The organism is Plantactinospora sp. B6F1 (assembly GCF_040120695.1).
Lineage (GTDB): Bacteria > Actinomycetota > Actinomycetes > Mycobacteriales > Micromonosporaceae > Plantactinospora.
Window position 1 is genome coordinate 481,466 of sequence record NZ_JBEEAC010000001.1, and the last position, 18,782, is coordinate 500,247.

The 18,782-nt window shown below is 71.3% G+C and carries 14 protein-coding genes; 13 read left to right on the forward strand and 1 reads right to left on the reverse strand.

The genetic code is table 11. The annotated features are described in order from the left end of the window. Positions 1–90: 90 nt before the first annotated feature. The 6 genes from ABNF97_RS01865 to ABNF97_RS01890 are packed head-to-tail and all read left to right on the forward strand — an operon-like array spanning position 91 to position 7,848. Positions 91–1,329 carry a glycosyltransferase gene (locus ABNF97_RS01865; protein ID WP_349337432.1) on the forward strand — a complete coding sequence of 413 codons (1,239 nt, stop codon included), beginning with the start codon at positions 91–93 and terminating at the stop codon, positions 1,327–1,329. Further along, complete coding sequence (locus tag ABNF97_RS01870) at positions 1,326–2,873, forward strand: O-antigen ligase family protein (protein WP_130462785.1); 1,548 nt, start codon at positions 1,326–1,328, stop codon at positions 2,871–2,873. The genes ABNF97_RS01865 and ABNF97_RS01870 overlap by 4 nt, the downstream gene beginning before the upstream one ends. Next, complete coding sequence (locus ABNF97_RS01875; RefSeq protein ID WP_349337568.1) at positions 2,827–3,921, forward strand: glycosyltransferase; 1,095 nt, start codon at positions 2,827–2,829, stop codon at positions 3,919–3,921. The genes ABNF97_RS01870 and ABNF97_RS01875 overlap by 47 nt, the downstream gene beginning before the upstream one ends. Then, positions 3,918–5,111, forward strand: a complete 1,194-nt coding sequence (locus ABNF97_RS01880) for a glycosyltransferase family 4 protein (protein WP_349337433.1) — start codon at positions 3,918–3,920, stop codon at positions 5,109–5,111. The genes ABNF97_RS01875 and ABNF97_RS01880 overlap by 4 nt, the downstream gene beginning before the upstream one ends. Beyond that, on the forward strand, positions 5,108–6,667 hold the full coding sequence (locus tag ABNF97_RS01885) for a lipid II flippase MurJ (RefSeq protein WP_130462788.1): 1,560 nt from the start codon (positions 5,108–5,110) through the stop codon (positions 6,665–6,667). The genes ABNF97_RS01880 and ABNF97_RS01885 overlap by 4 nt, the downstream gene beginning before the upstream one ends. Next, a complete protein-coding gene (locus ABNF97_RS01890) occupies positions 6,664–7,848 on the forward strand; it encodes a glycosyltransferase (protein WP_130462789.1) in 1,185 nt (394 codons plus the stop codon). Before ABNF97_RS01885 ends, ABNF97_RS01890 begins: the two co-directional genes overlap by 4 nt. A 23-nt stretch (positions 7,849–7,871) precedes the next feature. On the opposite strand, the gene ABNF97_RS01895 is transcribed toward ABNF97_RS01890, so the two are convergent. Then, complete coding sequence (locus tag ABNF97_RS01895) at positions 7,872–9,386, reverse strand: ribosomal eL19 family protein (protein WP_349337434.1); 1,515 nt, start codon at positions 9,384–9,386, stop codon at positions 7,872–7,874. A 269-nt stretch (positions 9,387–9,655) separates the two neighbouring features. Between ABNF97_RS01895 and ABNF97_RS01900 the strand changes: the two genes are divergently transcribed. The 7 genes from ABNF97_RS01900 to ABNF97_RS01930 all read left to right on the forward strand — a co-directional run bounded on the left by ABNF97_RS01900 (position 9,656) and on the right by ABNF97_RS01930 (position 18,676). Beyond that, on the forward strand, positions 9,656–10,201 hold the full coding sequence (locus tag ABNF97_RS01900; RefSeq protein WP_349337435.1) for a 2-thiouracil desulfurase family protein: 546 nt from the start codon (positions 9,656–9,658) through the stop codon (positions 10,199–10,201). A gap of 153 nt (positions 10,202–10,354) precedes the next feature. Beyond that, entirely contained in the window at positions 10,355–11,872 is a 1,518-nt protein-coding gene (araA, locus tag ABNF97_RS01905) for an L-arabinose isomerase (RefSeq protein WP_349337436.1), read from the forward strand. A gap of 92 nt (positions 11,873–11,964) precedes the next feature. Next, positions 11,965–13,092, forward strand: coding sequence for a multiple monosaccharide ABC transporter substrate-binding protein (chvE, locus tag ABNF97_RS01910; RefSeq protein WP_130462792.1), 1,128 nt, complete (start codon positions 11,965–11,967; stop codon positions 13,090–13,092). Between the two features lie 101 nt (positions 13,093–13,193). Then, a complete protein-coding gene (gene mmsA, locus ABNF97_RS01915) occupies positions 13,194–14,810 on the forward strand; it encodes a multiple monosaccharide ABC transporter ATP-binding protein (RefSeq protein ID WP_130462793.1) in 1,617 nt (538 codons plus the stop codon). Positions 14,811–14,818: 8 nt separating this feature from the next. Next, complete coding sequence (gene mmsB, locus ABNF97_RS01920; protein ID WP_349337437.1) at positions 14,819–16,081, forward strand: multiple monosaccharide ABC transporter permease; 1,263 nt, start codon at positions 14,819–14,821, stop codon at positions 16,079–16,081. Positions 16,082–16,400: 319 nt separating this feature from the next. Then, a complete protein-coding gene (locus tag ABNF97_RS01925; RefSeq protein ID WP_130462795.1) occupies positions 16,401–16,877 on the forward strand; it encodes a hypothetical protein in 477 nt (158 codons plus the stop codon). Next, positions 16,874–18,676: a glycoside hydrolase family 15 protein gene (locus tag ABNF97_RS01930; protein ID WP_130462796.1), complete on the forward strand. Its 1,803-nt coding sequence runs from the start codon at positions 16,874–16,876 to the stop codon at positions 18,674–18,676. Before ABNF97_RS01925 ends, ABNF97_RS01930 begins: the two co-directional genes overlap by 4 nt. Positions 18,677–18,782 lie beyond the last annotated feature (106 nt).

Consider the following 18,782-nt stretch of genomic DNA (forward strand, 5'->3'; position numbering starts at 1 on the left):
CCCGTTGACAGAATGACCCACCCTACGGTCGATCGGGTCTTTCCTCGGCAGCGGCCGGTGCGCGCTGCCCGACCAGGCCGGAAGAGACAGGTGACGACGACACGACCGCGCAGTGGCGGAGCCGAGGCCGGGCCGCCGCGACCGACGATGCTGGTACTGGGCACCGCCGAGTGGAGTGCGCAGATCGCGACGAACCAGCACTACGTGGTGCGGGAGTTCGCGCAGGCCTTCGAGACGCACTTCGTCGAGTCACTCGGCCTGCGCCGGGTCCGGTTCGACGCCCGGGACCTCACCCGGATCGCCCACCGGGTTCGCAATTCGGTCCGCGGGCACGCCGACACCGCGCAGCGGCCGGTGCCGGTCGGGGCGACGATCGTCTCACCGCTGGTCCTGCCGGTGCACCGCCGGCCGACCCGGCTGATCAATCGGGTGCTGCTGGAGCGGGCCGTGACGCGGTGGCGGCGCAGCCCCCGGCCTCGGGGGCTGTGGACGTTCACCCCGGTGACCTACGGGCTCGAACGGTACGCCGACTTCACCGTCTACCACTGCGTCGACCTGCTGGCCGCGTTTCCCGGGGTGGACGGGGTCGCCGTCGCGACCGGAGAGCGGCAGTTGGCGGGGCGGGCCCGGTGTGCCATCGCCACCAGCGACGCCGTCGCCGCACACCTGGCGGAGGTTGGCTTCTCCGACGTTCGTACGCTGCCGAACGTCGCTGACATCGACGTCTTCGCCTCGGCCGGCCACCCCGCCGCAGCGCGCCGTCCGGCGGCGCTGTTCGCCGGCAACCTGTCACCACACAAGCTGGACTACCCGCTGCTCCGCGCCCTCGCCGAAGGCCTGCGCGGCCGGGGCGAACTGCTGCTGGCCGGTCCGGTCGCGGCCGGTGGTGGCGGCTTCGCCGCCGAACTGGCCGAGTTGGAACGGCTCGGCGCCCGCTATCTCGGCGTGCTCGGCATCGACGACCTGGCCGCGGTGGCCGGCACCGCCACGGTGGGCCTGGTGCCGTACGCACTGAACCCGTACACCGTGGGGGTCAGCCCGCTCAAGTGCTACGAATACCTGTCGGCCGGGCTGACCGTGGTGAGCACCGCCGTGCCGGATGTGATCCGGGCGGCCCGGGGCACCGGTGCGATCGAGGTCGCGGACTCCGTCGACGACTTCGTGGCCCGGGTGTTACGCGCCGTCGGGCCCGGATCGGATCCGGATGTCAGTGCCCGCGTCGAGTACGCCCGCGACTTCGGCTGGCAGGCCCGTGGCGAACTGCTGCGAAGCATCGTCACCGGAGCGGGCCCGGGAGCGGCCGGCGCCGACCACGGGGCGGTCCGGTGACCGGTCCGCTGCCCGCTGCCCGGCGCCGGCTCGACCGGCTCGCCACGGCCGCCGCCGACCCGGCCCGGCGCCTGTTCGACCGGCTCGCCACGGCCGCCGCCGATCCGGTCCGGCTCGCGGTGCTGGCCACCGTCGTGCTGTTCCTCGCCCTGCCGCAGGTCTACCTGCTTCCCAGGGGCAGCGTGGACATCGCCCTCGGCACGGTCGTCGCCCTGCTGCTCGCCCCGGTGATCCTGTTCGCCGCCCGCGGCGAATCGGTGCGCCGGCTGCTCCGGCTGGCGCTGGTCCGGATCCTGCTGCTCCTGCTGGCACTCCGGTTGCTCACGCTGGCCTGGTCACCCGAGCCCCGCGCCGGGCTACAGTCGATCACGCTGCTCGGCCAGTTCGTCGTCACCCTGGTGCTCATGTCGGCGGTGGCCGGGTACGGCACCGCACCCCTGCGCGGGCTGCAGCTCTGGTACTGGCCGTGGGTGCTGTTCGAGGCCGGCCTGGTCGTCGTCTTCCGGGTGCTGCCCGGCCTGGAGGACGCGTTCCTGCACTCGATCGCTGGCTACTTCGCCGGTCAGAACGCCGTCGCGGCGCTCTTCGGCGACAATCCGAACAACGTGTTGGACCCGGCGAAGGCCGGCGGGGTCTTCATCAACGCGAACGTCGCGGCGATGTTCCTCGGGATCAACGGCCTCGCCGCGTTCGCCCTGGCGGCGTTGACCGGCGCCCGCTGGGTCCGGGTGGTCGGCGTGGTGGCGCTGCTCGCGGTGCCGTTCACCGGCTCGAAGTCCGCCACCGTGCTGGTGGTCGCGTTGCCCGCCGCCGCGTACGGCCTGCACCGGTTGCGCCGGTACCCGACCGGAGTGCTCCGGCGGTACCTGCTGATCGCCACAGTGCCGCTGGGCGCGGCTCTGGCGCTGCTGTTCACCCTCAACCGCGGCTTTCTCGACGCCCTTCTGGAGGCGTTCGCCGGGCGGAGCGTGATCTGGCGGTTCGGCGCGGAGGCGTTCCGGGACAGTCCGCTGCTGGGGCTGGGCTACGGTGGCTGGAATCTCGGCTTCGCGGCGTACGCCGACCAGCACGACATCTGGCGGGTCTTCCCACCGCACAACATCCTGCTCGGTGCCTGGGCGGTGACCGGGATCGCCGGGCTGGCACTCACCGTCGGGTTCTTCGTCGTGGCTTTTCGGCTGGTCGCCCGCCGCATGTCGACGCACGGGCAGGTCCCGCGGGTGTACCTGGTCTGTGTCGGCACTGCGCTCGCCTGGATCCTGGTACAGGGCCTGGGCGAGAACACCGACATCTTCGGCGACATCCACCTGATCCCGATCGTCGCCGTACTGGTCGCCTATCTGATCCGGCCGGTCATCGAGGAGTCCGGAAACGAGGAGTCCGAAGACAATGTCAGTCACCCCGACGGTGGGCGTCGTACGACATCAGCAGTTCCGGCCGTCGGAGACGTTCATCACGAGCCAGGCCCTGGCGATGCGGAGCTTCCGGCCGTTGTTCGTGGCGAGGGACCCGGTCCCGAGCCTGCCGCCGACCGGCGCGGCTGACGTCACGACGGTGCCCGGCCCGGCCGGTGCTGCCCGGCAGGTCGACCGGGGCGGCGTCGGGTCGCCACCGGACTCGGTCAGCGTCGCCGACTTCGGCCGGGCCGCGCTGCTGGCCTACACGCTGACCCGGCGGTCGGCACCGCTGCGCCGGCTGCTGGCCGAGCGAGGGACGGCGCTGCTGCACGCACACTTCGGGGTGGAGGGCGTCTACGCGGCCCCGGTGGCCAGGACGCTCGGCGTTCCGCTGGTCACCACCCTGCACGGGTTCGACGTGACCATCCCGAAATCCCGGCTGATCGCGTCGAGGAAACCGTCCTGGATGAACTACGTCGCCTGGCGAAGCGACCTCTTCGACACCGGCGCCGTATTCGTCTGCGTCTCCGCGCACATCCGGGACCGGGCGGTCGACTGGGGCTATCCGGCCGACCGACTCGTCGTACTGCCGACCGGGGTGGACGTCGACCTGATCCCGTTCGCCGGGTTCGTCGAGACGCCCCGGATTCTGCACGTCGCGCGGCTGGTGGAGAAGAAGGGGACCGCGGACCTGCTGCGGGCGTTCGCGGTGGTACGCCGGGTCGTTCCCGAGGCCGAACTGGTGATCGTCGGCGCCGGACCGCTGCGGGAGCGGCTCGACCGGCTCGCCCGGGAACTCGACGTGTCCGCGGCGGTCCGGTTCCTGGGGGCGCGGCCGCACGCCGAGACGCTCGACCGGTTGGGCCGGTCCCGGTTGCTGTGCCAGCCGAGCGTGACGGCGGCCACGGGTGACCAGGAAGGGTTGCCGACGGTGCTGCTGGAGGCGGCGGCGAGCGGGCGACCGGTGGTCGCGACCGCGCACGGCGGGATAGCGGAGGCGGTGACCGACGGCGAGAACGGCTTCCTGGTGGCCGAGCGGGACGTCGCCGCGCTGGCCGAACGGCTGACCCTCCTGCTCCGCGATCGACAGCTCTGCGAACGGTTCGGTGCGGCGGGCCGGCGGATGGTCGTCGAGCGGTACAACCTGCGCCGGCAGACCGACCGGTTGGAGTCGCTGTACAGGACCCTCGAATGATCGAGTCGATCCTGGTCTTCTCCCGGGCCACCCTCCGGCACCAGATCGGTGGCATGGAGGTCCTCTCCTGGAACCTCGCCGTGGAACTGGCCCGGCAGGTCCGTCGGGTCCGGCTGGTCACGACCGCCGTGCCCGGGGTCGACGGCCCGTTCTCGGCAGACGGCGTCGAGGTGGTGCCGTTGCCCGGGACCCGCCCCGGTCGCTACTCGACCGCCTGGTGGCGCGAGTCCCGGGCCTACTGGGCCGCGCTCGCCGAGCCGCCCGGGGCGGTGCTGTCGGTGAGCGCCGGGGCGTACGCGGTGGCCCGGGCCCGGGTGCGGCATCCGGGTACGCCGTTCGTGCTACAGGCGCACGGCACCTCGATGATGGAGATCAGTTCCAAACTGCGGTCCGGGAGTCCCCGGTTGCTGGCCACCGCGCCGAAGAACGCGGCCTGGCTGCTGCGGGACCTGGCCCGGTACCGGGACTTCGACCGGATCGTCGCGGTCGGCGGACGGGTGGTCGACTCGCTGGCAGCCCGACCGCAGCGTTGGTTCGCCCCGGTGGACCGGGTCCGGCACATCCCCAACGGGGTGCGACCGGCGGACCACGCCGCCGACCAGTCGGCCCGGCGGGAACTCCGGGCGGCACTCGGTGTCGACGATCGGGTGACGGTGGTCGGCTGTGTCGGCCGGCTGCACGCGCAGAAGCGGCTCGACCGGGTGTTGCGGGCCGCTGCGGTGCTGCGTGACCGGGGGCATGGCGGCCGGTTCCGGTTCCTGCTGGTCGGCGGTGGACCCGACGAGGGCCGGTTACGGGAGCTTGTCCGGGATCTCCGCTTGGCGGAGCTGGTCACGTTCGTCGGCGAGGTCCGGCCGGACGAGGTCGGCCGGTACCACGCGGCCGCCGACGTCGCCCTGCTCACCACGGCCCACCTCGAGGTCGGGCTCCCGATGGCCATCCTGGAGGCGCTGGCCAGCGGCGTGCCCTGCGTCGTGTCCCGGGGCATCGCCGGACCGGTGGTGCTCGACTCCGTGCTGCGTCCGGTCGACACCGACGATCCCGCTGCGCTCGCCGACATCCTGCACGGAATGCCGCCGGTACCCGCACCACGGCCGAGCCTGCTCCCCGACGACCTGACCCTGGCGCACTGCGCCCGCGGCTACCTGGCGCTGCTGGCGGAGCTTCGCGGCGGGTACCTCCCGCCGTGACCAGGATCTTCTTCCGGCTGGTCCTCGGCGGGGTGACCGGCAAGGTACTCGGCCTGCTCCGCGAGGTCCTGCTGGCGGCGCTGTTCGGCGCCGGTCGGGCGGTGGCGGCGAACCGGGTCGCGCTGACGGCCACGCTGATCCCGGTCAACTTCTTCACCGCCGACGCGCTGTCGGCCGGCTTCCTGCCGCTCTACGTGCGGTACCGCCAGGAGCGACCGGCGATGGCCCTGGTGCTCTATCGCACCGTACGGTCGCTGCTGGGCGCGTTCTCGCTGCTGCTCACCGTGGCCCTGGTGTTCGGCCGGACGGCCTGGGTCGACGTGCTGGCACCCGGACTGGACCCGGAGACCGCGGCGCTCACCGCGACGATGCTCGGGATCGCCGCGCTGTCGGTGCCGTTCTACGTCCAGTACGGCCTGTACACGCTGGTCGGATTGGCACACGACGACGTACGCCTGATCAACATCCGACCCTCGGTGCAGAGCCTCGGCCTGATCGGCGCAACGGTGCTGGCCTACCTCACCGGCGAGGTGGCGATCCTGGCCTGGGGCTTCACCGTGCCGTACGTCCTGCTGTGGGCCTGGGGCGCCTACTGGGTGCGGCGCCGGGGATACCTGGCCGCCGTGGACGGTCCGGGCGCGGACCTGCCGGACGGTACGGGCCGCCGGCTGGCCCTGGCGATGTTCTGGCGCCGGCTCCGCCCGTTGCTGTTGATCCCCGTGATCCTCCAGGGGTCGATCGGCGTCGAACGCGCGGTCGGGTCGCTGCTCGGCATCGAGGTGGTGGCGGCGACCGAGTACGCCCGGTTCGTCGTCGACTCCTGCATGGCCCTGCTCGCCGCCCCGCTGGGGCTGGCCGGCCTGGCCTCGTTCGCCAGGATGGACCCGGGGGAGGTGGCCGGTGGCCTGCGCCGGCTGCTACCCCCGGTGCTGTTCGCCACCGTGCCGCTCTCGTTGATCCTCTGTCTGAACAGCACCGGCATCGTCACCCTGCTCTATGCGCGGGGCGAGTTCGACGACCAGGCGGTGCGGATCTCCGCCACGCTGTTGTTGGGCTTCGCCCTCGGCATCTGGGCGCAGGTGATCGGCTACACCCTGATGAAGGTGCTCAACGCCCAGGGCAGGAACCGTGAGGTCGCGATCGTGATGGCGGTGTCGTACACCGCCGCGGCCGCACTGAACCTCCTGCTGTTCCGGCACTGGGGGGCGTTCACCCTGGGCGCGGCGGCGTCGGTGGGTGGGCTGCTGATGTTCCTCGTCTCGGCGCGCCTGCTCGGGGTGCTCGGGTACTGCCTTCGACTGCTCGTGACGCTGCTGCCCGGCTCGGTCGCGGCCGCCGGGCTCGGATACCTGCTCGCCGGTCCGGGCCTGCCGCGGCTGGTCGGCTCCTGCGCCGGAATCCTGCTGGTCTGGCTGGGCTCCGCCGCGCTGGTGCCGGCGCTGCGCCGGACCTACCTGGTGGGCGTCTGGGCACGGGTGCGGGGGCTGGGCGCGTGGCGCAGGCCCGGGGAACCCCGGGATCGTGACCGGACCCCGTCGGATGGAGCAGCAGGATGAGTGCCGAAGAGGTTCGTACCCGGCGGACGGAATCCGCTCCGACCGGCGCCGCGATCGACCGATCGGCCTCGATCGACGGACCGGTCCCGCTCGATCACCTCGCCGACCGGTCGGTGGCGGTGGTGCACGAGTGGTTCGGTGCCACCGGCGGCTCGGAGAACGTCTTCCGGCAGATCGCGGCGCAGCTGCCACACGCCGAACGGTTCGTGCTGTGGAAGGACGCGGGCGTCGACGAGCCGGACCTCAAGGAGTCGTGGCTGGCCCGGACGCCGCTGCGGCGTACCAAGGCGATTGCGCTGCCGCTGATGCCACTGGTCTGGCGGACCCTGAGCCGGCAGCGGTTCGACGTCGTCGTCTCCTCCAGCCACGCCTTCGCGCACACCGTGCGGCTTGGCGCACCGGAGCGGACCCGCTACCTCAGCTACGTCCACTCGCCGGCCCGGTACCTCTGGAGCCCGTCCTTCGACGGCCGCGGCGCGAATCCGTTGCTGACCGTTCCGAGGAGGCTGCTGCGCACGGTCGACCTGCGGCTGAGCCGGCACGTGCACGGCTATGCCGCGAACTCCCGGGAGGTGCGGGACCGGATCCGCCGCTACTGGGGTCGGGACGCCGTGGTCATCAACCCACCCGTGGACACCGACTTCTTCTCCTCCCCGCCCGACGCGCAGCGCCACCAGTCCCGGGACTACCTGCTCGGGGTGGGGCGGTGGATTCCGTACAAGAGGTTCGAACTGATCATCGCGATCGCCGAGGCCGCCCGGCTGCCATTGGTGGTAGCCGGCTCGGGTCCGGAGGAGGCGAATCTCCGGCGCGCCGCCGCTCGGGCCGGGGTCGAGGTCAGCTTCGAGGTCCAGCCCGACCGGGAGCGGCTACGGCAGCTCTACTGGGGCGCCCGGGCGTTGCTCTTCCCGGTCCACGAGGATTTCGGCATCATCCCGGTGGAGGCCCAGGCCTGCGGCACGCCGGTGCTGGGACTGCGCCGGGGCGGTCTGCTCGAGACCGTCGTGGACGGACAGACCGGTCTTCTCGTGGACTCGGTGTCCCCGGCCGACTACCTGCCCCTGCTCCGCCGTCTCGACGAGTTGGACCGGGACCGGCTGGCGGCGCACGCCGCCGGCTTCTCGGAGTACGCGTTCTCTGTGCGGCTGCGACGGTGGATCGCCGAGCAGACCGGTCGGTGAGCCGGTCGGCACAGCCGGGGCGGTCAGAAGATCAGCGTCTCGCGCAGGTAGGTCGCCACCCGCCTTAGCTCCTGCGCACCGTTCACCGGGGCGGTCATCCTGAGCACCAGTTGCCGGTCGATCCTGCTCTCCTCACTGGTGCCGCTCTGGAAGTACGCCACCACGACCAGCCCGTGTCGCTGCTCGCCGTTCTCCTGCAACGTGTTCGTCTCGAGGAACGCGGAGTTCTGGCCGCTGCGGATCCACCGCTTGCCCCAGGCCTCCTCGGCCTGCCGCATGGCGACCTGCTGCGCCTCGTCGCAGGGCTGCGCACAGTCCCGCACGATCAGCTCCCCGCCGTACTTCGGCAGGTCGCTGCCCGGCGGCACGCCGCAGTTGTACTTGGTGAAGCCCTCTGCCCGGCCGGAGAGTTCGCACTGCCAGGTGCCCGGCACCTTGAGGGTGAAGGTCAGGCCCTCCAACCGGGCCAGGGTGCGCACGTTGTCCCGCTCCGTGAAGGTCGGCCACTTGGTGGGCCAGGCACCCGGGGTGGGCGGTTCGAGACCCGGCTGTAGCGGGGGATTGGTCGGTGGTGGCGGCGGCAGGCTGCTCGCGGTCGGTTTCGCGTCCGGCGGCGGTTTGTCCCCGCCATCGTCGGAGAGGTTCACCGCGAGGAGGGTCCCGCCACCGGCCAGGACCAGTACGACCACCGCCGCGATGGCGATCCAGAGCCAGTTGCGCCGTGGCTTCGGCTCCGAGGGGACGATGTGCCGTACCGGCGAATACAGCGGGTCGTACGAGGACGCCTCCGTCGGCGGCTCCGTCGAGTACGCCCTCGGCATCTCCGGCAGCGGCTGCGGCGGCCCGGAGACCGAGTCCGGCGGCACCGAGATCTGGTAGGGCGGTGCGGAGTTCTGGTAGGGCGGCGCCGAACCCTGGAATGGCGGCACCGAGGTCTGGTCCGGTGGCGCGGACGTCTGGTGCGGTGGTGCCGAGGTCTGGTGCGGTGGTGCCGAGGTCTGGTGCGGTGGTGCCGAGGTCGGGGTGCCGCCCACCGGCGGCACCGGCTGTGCGGGTCCGGCCTGCCACGGGTTGGGCGGCGGCGTGCCCGGAGTCAGTCGGGTCGTGGGTGTGGCCAGGTCGTCGTCCTCGGATGCTCCGGGGGAGCCGGCCGGCGTGCCGTCGGCCGGCGCTGCGGCGACACCGGTCTTCCTGGTCGGCTCCTCACCGTCCCCGAACCCCTCCTGCGTGGCCCGGCACTCCATGCCGAGCGCCGCGAAGAGTCGTTCGCCGCCGCCGGCCTCGGCCGCGGCGTAGGCCACCCAGGGGGCCGGGGCGGCGAACTCCGCGTGCACGTAGCGCGGACCGTTCGCACCGGGCTGCGCCAGCGCCTGCGCGGTGCCGACGAACGCCTGCCGCCAGCGCTGGTCACTCGCGACGGCGGCGTCCAGCACGGCCACCGTGTACGAGTTGCCCTGTCCGTCGATGGCGGACCAGACGCTGCCGACCTGGCAGAGGCTGACCGCCTCGATGAACTGGTACGGACCCACTGGCTGCATCCCAACCCACTTCCGCTTCGCTCCCTGCGGATCCTAGCGAGGCGGGACCAGTGCGTCCGAGGCCCCTCCAGCAGCCTGTGCGCCGGTGGTGCAGGCCGCGATCGCGCTGGGGCCGTACCCGCTTGCTGACTCAGCGTACCGAGCCCACTGCGGGTCCGAAGTGGATGGTCTCGGCGAATGGCGGACCTGCTCGGGCGGTTCGGCGCCTAGACTGCCAGGTGGAGTTCGATGTCCGACGCAGCGGTGCCAGCGAGCGCGGAGGTTCGGAAATGGAGACCGCAACGGCCGGTGGCGACGACGCCGTGCCCGCATCCGCCGCGGGTGCCGCACCGCTGTTCCTGATGAGCGCCTGCCTTGCCGGCACCCGCTGCGCGTACGACGGCGGCGCCGCGCGGGAGGAGGTGGCGCCCGCCGCCGATGCCCGGGTCCGGCTGGTCTGTCCGGAGGTGATGGGTGGGTTGCCGACCCCGCGCGACCGTGCGGAGATCGTCGGCGGAGACGGGTTCGACGTTCTGGACGGCGATGCCCGGGTGCTGACCGACCGGGGCGAGGACGTGACCGAGGCGTACCTGGCGGGTGCCCGGCGTACCCTGCGGATCGCCCGGGCCACCGGGGCGGTCGGGGCGGTGCTCCAGGACTACAGCCCGTCCTGCGGTTGCCGGCAGGTCAGCGACGGGACGTTCCGGCGGAACCGGGTCGCCGGTCAGGGGGTCACGGCGGCCCTGTTGCTCCGTAACGGGTTCCAGGTCGTGGCGCACCACGAGTACGACGCCTCCGTGCCGTTCCCGTCCGCCCCGGTGGCGCCCCCGGACTGACACCCGGATTCCGGGTTCCCGCTCTCCCGTTACTGAAGCGTTACGGTGTACGGTTTGACTGGTCAAATGTTAGCGGTAACACTCGGCTCGCGACGTGATCGCGACCAGACGGTCGGGGTTGGCAGGCGCCTGCCCCAGGTAGGAGAGGTGGACATGCCGCCGGCCACGCATCCGCAGATCTGGTTCCTCACCGGCAGCCAGCACCTGTACGGTCCGGAAACCCTCGACCAGGTCGCGTCCCAGTCGCAGCAGATCCTGCGTACGCTCGCCGGATCCGGTCAGATCGTCGCGGACATCGTCTGGAAACCCGTCCTCACCGAGGCGTCGGCGATCCGTGCGATCCTGCTGGAGGCGAACGCCGACCCCGGCTGCCTCGGCGTGATCGCCTGGATGCACACCTTCTCGCCGGCCAAGATGTGGATCACCGGTCTGGACGCGCTGCGCAAGCCCCTGCTGCACCTGCACACCCAGCTCAACGAGGCGCTGCCCTGGGAGTCCATCGACATGGACTTCATGAACCTCAACCAGGCCGCGCACGGCGACCGCGAGTTCGGCTTCATCCAGACCCGGCTCGGACTGGCCCGCAAGACGGTCGCCGGGCACGCCTCCGACCCGAGCGTGGTGAGCCGGATCGACGAGTGGGCCCGCGCCGCGCTCGGCCTCGCGCACCTGCGCAACCTCCGGCTGGCCCGGTTCGGCGACAACATGCGCGACGTCGCCGTCACCGAGGGCGACAAGGTGGAGGCGGAGCTGCGCTTCGGCGTCTCGGTCAACACCTACGGGGTCAACGACCTGGTCGAGGTGGTGGACCGGGTCGCCGACCAGGAGATCGAGCGGTTGGTCGGCGAGTACGCCGACATCTACCGGCTCGCCCCCGAACTGGCCAAGGACGGCGACCGGCACGAGTCGCTGCGGTACGCGGCCCGGATCGAGGCCGGCCTGCGGGAGTTCCTCGTCGACGGCGGCTTCGGCGCGTTCACCACGAACTTCGAGGATCTCGGCGGGCTGCGGCAGCTCCCCGGCCTCGCCGTGCAGCGGCTGATGGCCGACGGCTACGGCTTCGGCGGCGAGGGCGACTGGAAGACCTCGACGCTGCTCGCCGCGGTCAAGGCGATGGGCGTCGGATCGCAGCGGGGTACCTCGTTCATGGAGGACTACACCTACCACTTCGGACCGGGTGAGCCGAAGATCCTCGGTGCGCACATGCTGGAGGTCTGCCCCAGCATCGCGAGCGGGCGTCCGTCGTGCGAGATCCACCCGCTCGGCATCGGCGGCCGCGAGGATCCGGTCCGGCTCGTCTTCGACGCCACCCCCGGTCCCGGGGTGGTGATCGGGATGGCCGACCTCGGCGAGCGGTTCCGCCTGGTCGCCAACGAGATCGAGGTGGTGCCGCCGGACGAGCCGATGCCCCGGCTGCCGGTCGCCCGCGCGGTGTGGAAGCCGGCGCCGTCGCTGAGCACCTCCGCCGAGTCGTGGCTCACCGCCGGCGGCCCGCACCACACCGTGTTGACCCAGGCGGTGGGGTCGGCCACGCTGCGCGACTTCGCCGACATGCTGCACACCGAACTGGTGCTGATCGACGAGCGGACCACGACCGCCGAATTCCGGGACCGGCTGCGCTGGAACCAGGCATACCACCGGCTGGCCCAGGGGCTGCCCGGCCGGGGCTGACCCGAACCCGTACCACCAACCCGCCCACGCAGCACGGAGGTGCAAGGAAGGAAGCGGGGCCCTTCCGCGCACCCCATGGAACGGAGGAGTAGATGAGGTTTGTCCGGCTCGCGGCGGTGGCCAGCGCGGCCACCCTCGCCGCCGCGTTGACCGCGTGCGGATCGAGCACCAAGACCGTGGACCAGGAGGCCGCCTCCGGCGACAACGCCGGGGCACTCGTCGGGGTCACCATGCCGACCAAGTCCTCCGAGCGGTGGATCCACGACGGCAACAACGTCAAGGCGGGCCTGGAGAAGCTCGGTTACACCGTCGACCTCCAGTACGCCGAGAACGACATCCCCGCCCAGGTGAACCAGATCGAGAACCAGATCACCAAGGGCGCCAAGGTGCTGATCATCGCCTCGATCGACGGTACCGCCATCACCACCCAGTTGCAGAACGCGGCGGACAACAAGATCCCGGTCATCGCGTACGACCGGCTGATCCGCAACAGCCCGAACGTCGACTACTACGCCACCTTCGACAACTTCAAGGTCGGGGTGCAACAGGCGACCTCGCTGCTGGTCGGGCTGAAGCTGAAGAACCCCGACGGCAGCGAGGGCACCGCCAAGGGACCACTCAACATCGAGCTCTTCGCCGGCTCGCCGGACGACAACAACGCCACCTTCTTCTTCAACGGCGCGATGTCGGTGCTCCAGCCGTACATCGACAAGGGCACCCTGGTGGTGAAGAGCGGGCAGACGGACTTCAAGACCGTCGCGATCCTGCGCTGGGACGCCGGCACCGCGCAGCGCCGGATGGAGGACCTGCTGACCAAGACGTACAGCGGCGGCACGAAGGTCGACGGCGTGCTCTCGCCGTACGACGGGCTGTCGATCGGCATCCTGTCGGCGCTGAAGAGCAACGGCTACGGCACGGCCGGGCAGCCGTACCCGATCGTGACCGGGCAGGACGCCGAGGTGGCCTCGGTGAAGTCCATCATCGCCGGTGAGCAGTACTCGACCATCTACAAGGACACCCGGCAGCTCGCCGAGGTGGCGGTCAAGATGGCCGACGCGGTGCTGAAGGGGAGCAAGCCCGAGGTCAACAACGAGAAGGACTACGACAACGGCAACAAGGTCGTGCCGTCCTTCCTGCTCGAACCGGTCATCGTCAACAAGGAGAACTACCAGGCAGCGCTGATCGACACCGGGTACTACAAGCCGGAGCAGCTCCAGTAGTCGTACCCTCGCGGCGGTCGCCCGGGGTGATCCCCTGTGCGGCCGCCGCGCCCGTGCCGGGAACACCTGCCCACCACCGACGCTGGAGGCGATCCGTTGGCATGACCGACGACATCCTGCGGATGCGGAACATCACCAAGACCTTTCCCGGGGTACGCGCACTGCACGAGGTCAGCCTCTCGGTGCGCCGGGGTGAGATCCACGCGATCTGCGGCGAGAACGGCGCCGGGAAGTCCACCCTGATGAAGGTGCTGTCCGGGGTCTACCCGCACGGCTCGTACGCCGGGGAGATCCTCTTCGACGGTGAGCCCTGCGAGTTCGCCGACATCCGGGACAGCGAGCGGCGCGGAATCGTCATCATCCACCAGGAGTTGGCGCTCTGCCCGCAGCTCTCGATCGCCGAGAACATCTTCCTCGGCAACGAGCGGGCCAGCCGTGGTCTGATCGACTGGAACCGGACCAACCACGAGGCCGCCGAGCTGCTCGCCCGGGTCGGACTGCACGAGAACCCGGTGACCCAGATCAGCGACATCGGCGTCGGCAAGCAGCAGCTCGTCGAGATCGCCAAGGCGCTCGCCAAGCGGGTCCGGCTGCTCATCCTCGACGAGCCCACCGCGGCGCTCAACGACCGGGACTCGGCGCACCTGCTCGACCTGCTGCGCGGCCTGCGTGACCAGGGCATCACCTGTGTGATCATCTCGCACAAGCTGAACGAGATCGCGGCGATCGCCGACCGGATCACGATCCTGCGGGACGGGCGGACGATCGAGACCCTGGACCCGGAGTCCGACGAGGTGACCGAGGACCGGATCATCTCCGGGATGGTCGGCCGCGACCTCGACCACCGGTTCCCGCCGCGCGAGCCCCGCATCGGCACCGAGGTGCTGCGGATCGAGGACTGGACGGTGCACAGCCCCACCCAGCACGGCCGGGTGGTGGTCTCCAACGCCAACCTCACGCTGCGGCGCGGGGAGATCGTCGGGCTGGCCGGGCTGATGGGCGCCGGCCGTACCGAGCTGGCGATGAGCGTCTTCGGGCGCTCCTACGGGACGGAGATCTCCGGCCGGCTGGTCAAGGACGGGCGGGAGATCAGCGTACGGTCGGTGCGGGACGCCATCCGGCACGGCATCGCGTACGCGACCGAGGACCGCAAGCGGTACGGCCTCAACCTGATCGAGGACATCAAGCGGAACATCTCCGCCGCCGGCCTGAGCCGGCTGGCGCGGCGCGGCTGGGTCGACGACCACCGGGAGTACCAGGTCGCCGACGAGTTCCGGGCCAGCATGAACATCAAGGCGCCGAGCGTGCTGAGCGTGACCGGCAAGCTCAGCGGCGGCAACCAGCAGAAGGTCGTACTGTCGAAGTGGATCTTCACGAATCCTGACGTGCTGATCCTCGACGAGCCGACCCGGGGCATCGACGTCGGCGCCAAGTACGAGATCTACTCGATCATCAACCGGCTCGCCGACGAGGGCAAGGCCATCCTGGTCATCTCGTCGGAGCTGCCCGAACTGCTCGGCCTCTGCGACCGCATCTACACCCTCTCCGCCGGCCGGGTCACCGCCGAGGTGCCGCGCGCCGAGGCGACCCAGGAGTACCTGATGCGGCACATGACCAAGGGCCAGGCCGACCACGGCGACGCCCGCGGTGCCACCGACGCCCCGGGCCCGGTGGACGCCGCCGGCCGGCCGGGCGACTCGACGAACGGACAGGAGTAGCCCTCGATATGAGCGCCACCGCCCCGACCAACGCCGACGTCGCGCTGAGCGGCCCCGGTCTCGGTGTGCCCGCCGCCCCGTCCGGCGGGCCAGGCCGCCGGCTCTCGGTGAACCTGCGGCAGAGCGGAATCTACGTCGCCTTCGCGCTGATCGTGCTGCTCTTCTCGGTGCTGACCGACGGGGCCCTGCTCCAGCCGCAGAACATCTCCAACATCATCGTGCAGAACTCGTACGTGCTGATCCTGGCGATCGGCATGATCCTGATCATCATTGCCGGACACATCGACCTCTCCGCCGGCTCGGTGGTGGCGGTCACCGGGGCGGTCGCGGCGGTGCTGATGGTCGAACACGACGTACCGTGGCCGCTGGCCCTGCTGATCACCCTGGTCGTCGGCGGGCTGATCGGTGCCTGGCAGGGCTTCTGGGTGGCCTACTTCGGCATCCCGGCCTTCATCGTCACGCTCGCCGGCATGCTGCTGTTCCGGGCGCTGACCCTGACCGTCCTCGGTAACCAGGGCATCGGCCCGTTCCCGGACCCGGTGCGTACCCTCGCCAACGGCTTCACCGAGGGCTACCTGGGCAACGTCGGCCTCGGCCCGCTGGGCGGCGCCGACCTGTTCAGCCTGTTGGTCGGGATCGCCGCGATGGCCGGCATCGTGCTGGTGCAGTGGCGCGGCCGGGTGTCCCGGCTCGGCTACCAGCAGAACGTCGAACCGCTGCCGCTGTTCGTCCTCAAGCTCGCCCTGGCCGGCGTCGTGGTGATGACGGTGATCGTGCAGTTGGCCCGGTTCAAGAACCTGCCCTGGGTGCTGATCCTGCTGGCGGGACTGATCCTGGCGTACTCGCTGCTGACCAGCCGGGCCGTCTTCGGCCGGCAGATCTACGCCGTCGGCGGCAACCTCCAGGCGGCGACGCTGAGCGGCGTCAAGGTCAAGTCGGTGATCTTCTGGATCTTCGTCAACATGGGGGTGCTCTCCGCGCTCGCCGGGATCATCTTCGCCGGCCGGCTCAACCAGGCCGGGCCGACCGCCGGCAACGCCTTCGAACTCGACGCCATCGCGGCGGCGTTCATCGGTGGGGCGGCCGTGCAGGGCGGGGTCGGCAAGGTGGTCGGGGCGATCACCGGTGGCTTGATCATGGGTGTCATCAACAACGGCATGTCGTTGATGGGCGCGCCGAGCGAGCAGGTGATGCTGGTGAAGGGCGCGGTACTGCTCGCGGCGGTCGCCTTCGACGTCTGGACCAAGCGACGCGCCGGAGCATCCCGGTAGTCGGGAGCCCTTCCGGCGGCGACACACCTGCCTCGGCGTGGTCGGCGGCCGGCCCGCCCGGGAGGCGCACCTGCCACGGCAGTACCTCGGCCGACGGGGTCTTCGCCGTACTGGCCCGGCGAGCCGTACGGCTTCCGACTGCGAGAGCGCATACGGTAGATATCCGGACGAACCAGGGTCCGATCCGGGATCGGGGCGCCCGACGCCGGGGCGGGGCGGGCCCGTGTGGAGTCAGGAGGCAGGCCGATGGCCGATCCGGTGAGGACCCCGGCGAGCGGGCCGGGCCGGCGCGTCCCGACGGTCGGCCGCGCCGGCTGAGATGGACTGGGCCGGATGGGCACTTTTCGGGATCGTCGCCACCACCGCACTGACGGCGGCGATGATCACGGCGCAGCTCGCCGGGTTAACCCGGGTTGACCTGCCACTGATCCTCGGCACCATGTTCACCGAGGACCCCGACCGGGCCCGGGTCGCCGGATTCTTCCTCCACCTGCTGGCCGGTCAGGGTTTCGCGCTCGGCTACGCCGCGACCTTCGCCCTGCTGGGCCGGGCCACCTGGTGGCTCGGCGCGCTGCTCGGCGTACTGCATGTCGGGATCACGCTGACGGTGCTGTTGCCGCTGCTGCCGGGCGTACATCCCCGGATGGCCTCGGCACGGGCCGGTCCGTCCAGCACGGCGGTGCTGGAGCCGCCGGGCCTGCTGGCCCTCAACTACGGCATGCAGACACCGGCCGTCACGGCGGCCGTGCACGTCCTCTACGGGGCCGTCCTCGGGCTGCTCCTACAGGCCCGATGAGCCAGGTCGGCCCCGCCGAGCCACCGCCGATCGCGGACTACGGGCTGCTCGGAGACACCCGCACGGCGGCCCTGGTCTCCAGCGCGGGCGCGATCGACTGGATGTGCGTGCCCCGGTTCGACGGCGCATCCCTGTTCGGCCGGCTCGTCGGCGGAGCGGAGGCGGGCACGTACCGGATCGGGCCGGCCGGACCGGCCGAGGTGGTCGAGCGGCGGTACCGGCGGCACACCGCGACTCTGCGGACCACCTGGGCGCTCGGCGACCGGCGCCTCACCCTCACCGAGGGGATGGTGGCCGAGGTGACCGGAGCGCTGCTGCCGGCGACGCTGCTGGTGCGGCGGCTGTGCGCCGAGGGAGGTCCGACCGAGGCCGTCGTCGAGTTCGATCCCCGGCTCGGCGCCGGGCGTCGGCCGCCCCGGATACACCGCCGCCGCTCACTGGTGGTCTGCGAATGGGGCTCGCTCGCGGTGTCGCTGAGCTGCGCTCCCGGGCCCGTCGTCGGGCCCGGCCGACCCACCTCGCTGACCGTACACCCGGGCCGGCCCGTCACCCTCGTGCTGGTCGTGGCCCTGCGGGAGCCACTGATCCACGTCGACCCGGACGCGGCCTGGGAACTGCTCCGTGCCGACCAGGCACGCTGGCGGGCCTGGGTCGGCGACCTCGATCCCGGGCTGCCGTTCCGGGACGCGGTGGCGCGCAGCCTGCTTACGTTGCGGCTGTTGACCTACTCGCCGTCGCACGCCCCGGTCGCGGCGCCGACCACCTCGCTGCCGGAACAACCCGGTGGGGTACGCAACTGGGACTACCGCTACGTCTGGCCCCGCGATGCCAGCATCGGCGTCGCCGCCTTTCTCGGTGTCGGCAAGCCCGACCAGGCCCGTGGCTTTCTCGCCTGGCTGTTGCGGGCCAGCCGGTTGCAGCGACCGCGGTTGGCGGCACTGTTCACCCTGGACGGTCTGCGGGTGCCGGGGGAGCGGCGGCTCGACGGCTGGCCCGGCTACGCAGGCAGCATCCCAGTACGCCTCGGCAACGACGCCGCCGGCCAGCACCAGCTCGACGGGTACGGCTGGGTCGTCGACGCGGCCTGGGTGTACGTGCGGGCCGGGCACCGCCTCGACGGGGAGACCTGGCGCACCGTACGCGGCTTCGCCGACGTGGTGGCCCGGCGGTGGCGGGAACCCGACGCCGGCATCTGGGAGCTGCGCCACGCCACCCAGCAGGTGCACTCCAAGCTGATGGGTTGGCTCGCGCTGGACCGGGCACTGCGGATGGCCGAGGCCCATCCACTTCCGGACCGGCAGCGGCGCCGCTGGCGTGAGGCCCGACAGGCGATCGCCGACGACGTACGGGTGCACGGCGTCGACCCCGAGCGGTCGAACTACGTACGCGGCTACGGTTCCCGGGAACTCGACGCGGCGCTGCTGACGCTGCCGCTGCTCGGCATCGAGGATGCCGGCTCGTCCCGGGTGGAGCAGACCATCGAGGCGATCCGGCGGGAGCTGGGGGCGGGCGGTCCGCTGCTCTACCGCTACCCGCCCGGACGTGACGGCCTGCCCGGTGCCGAGGCGGCCTTCCTGCCCTGTTCGTTCTGGCTGGTCCAGGCCCTTGCCGCCACCGGGCGCCGAGCCGAGGCGGTCGAGCTGTTCCGGGCGCTTCTGGACCGGGCGAGTCCGCTGGGACTCTACGCGGAGGAGATGGACCCGGTCACCGACGCCCACCTCGGCAACTACCCACAGACCCTGTCCCACGCCGCGCTCGTCCAGGCCGCGCTCGCGATCCGGTCCGCGCCGGCCGGATAGCCGGTCCAGACAGAAGGAAGACCGAACATCGGCACACCGCTGGTCGCACCCCGTCGACCCTGTTGACAATCGATAGGTAACGCCTGATAGTCGATATATGTTTGCC

Bases quoted from the DNA above. Each gene is read 5' to 3' on its own strand.
- ABNF97_RS01880 (WP_349337433.1), top strand. From the start codon at position 3,918: ATGATCGAGTCGATCCTGGTCTTCTCCCGGGCCACCCTCCGGCACCAG.
- ABNF97_RS01890 (WP_130462789.1), top strand. From the start codon at position 6,664: ATGAGTGCCGAAGAGGTTCGTACCCGGCGGACGGAATCCGCTCCGACC.
- ABNF97_RS01895 (WP_349337434.1), bottom strand. From the start codon at position 9,386: ATGCAGCCAGTGGGTCCGTACCAGTTCATCGAGGCGGTCAGCCTCTGC.
- ABNF97_RS01900 (WP_349337435.1), top strand. From the start codon at position 9,656: ATGGAGACCGCAACGGCCGGTGGCGACGACGCCGTGCCCGCATCCGCC.
- araA (WP_349337436.1), top strand. From the start codon at position 10,355: ATGCCGCCGGCCACGCATCCGCAGATCTGGTTCCTCACCGGCAGCCAG.
- chvE (WP_130462792.1), top strand. From the start codon at position 11,965: ATGAGGTTTGTCCGGCTCGCGGCGGTGGCCAGCGCGGCCACCCTCGCC.
- mmsA (WP_130462793.1), top strand. From the start codon at position 13,194: ATGACCGACGACATCCTGCGGATGCGGAACATCACCAAGACCTTTCCC.
- mmsB (WP_349337437.1), top strand. From the start codon at position 14,819: ATGAGCGCCACCGCCCCGACCAACGCCGACGTCGCGCTGAGCGGCCCC.
- ABNF97_RS01925 (WP_130462795.1), top strand. From the start codon at position 16,401: ATGGACTGGGCCGGATGGGCACTTTTCGGGATCGTCGCCACCACCGCA.
- ABNF97_RS01930 (WP_130462796.1), top strand. From the start codon at position 16,874: ATGAGCCAGGTCGGCCCCGCCGAGCCACCGCCGATCGCGGACTACGGG.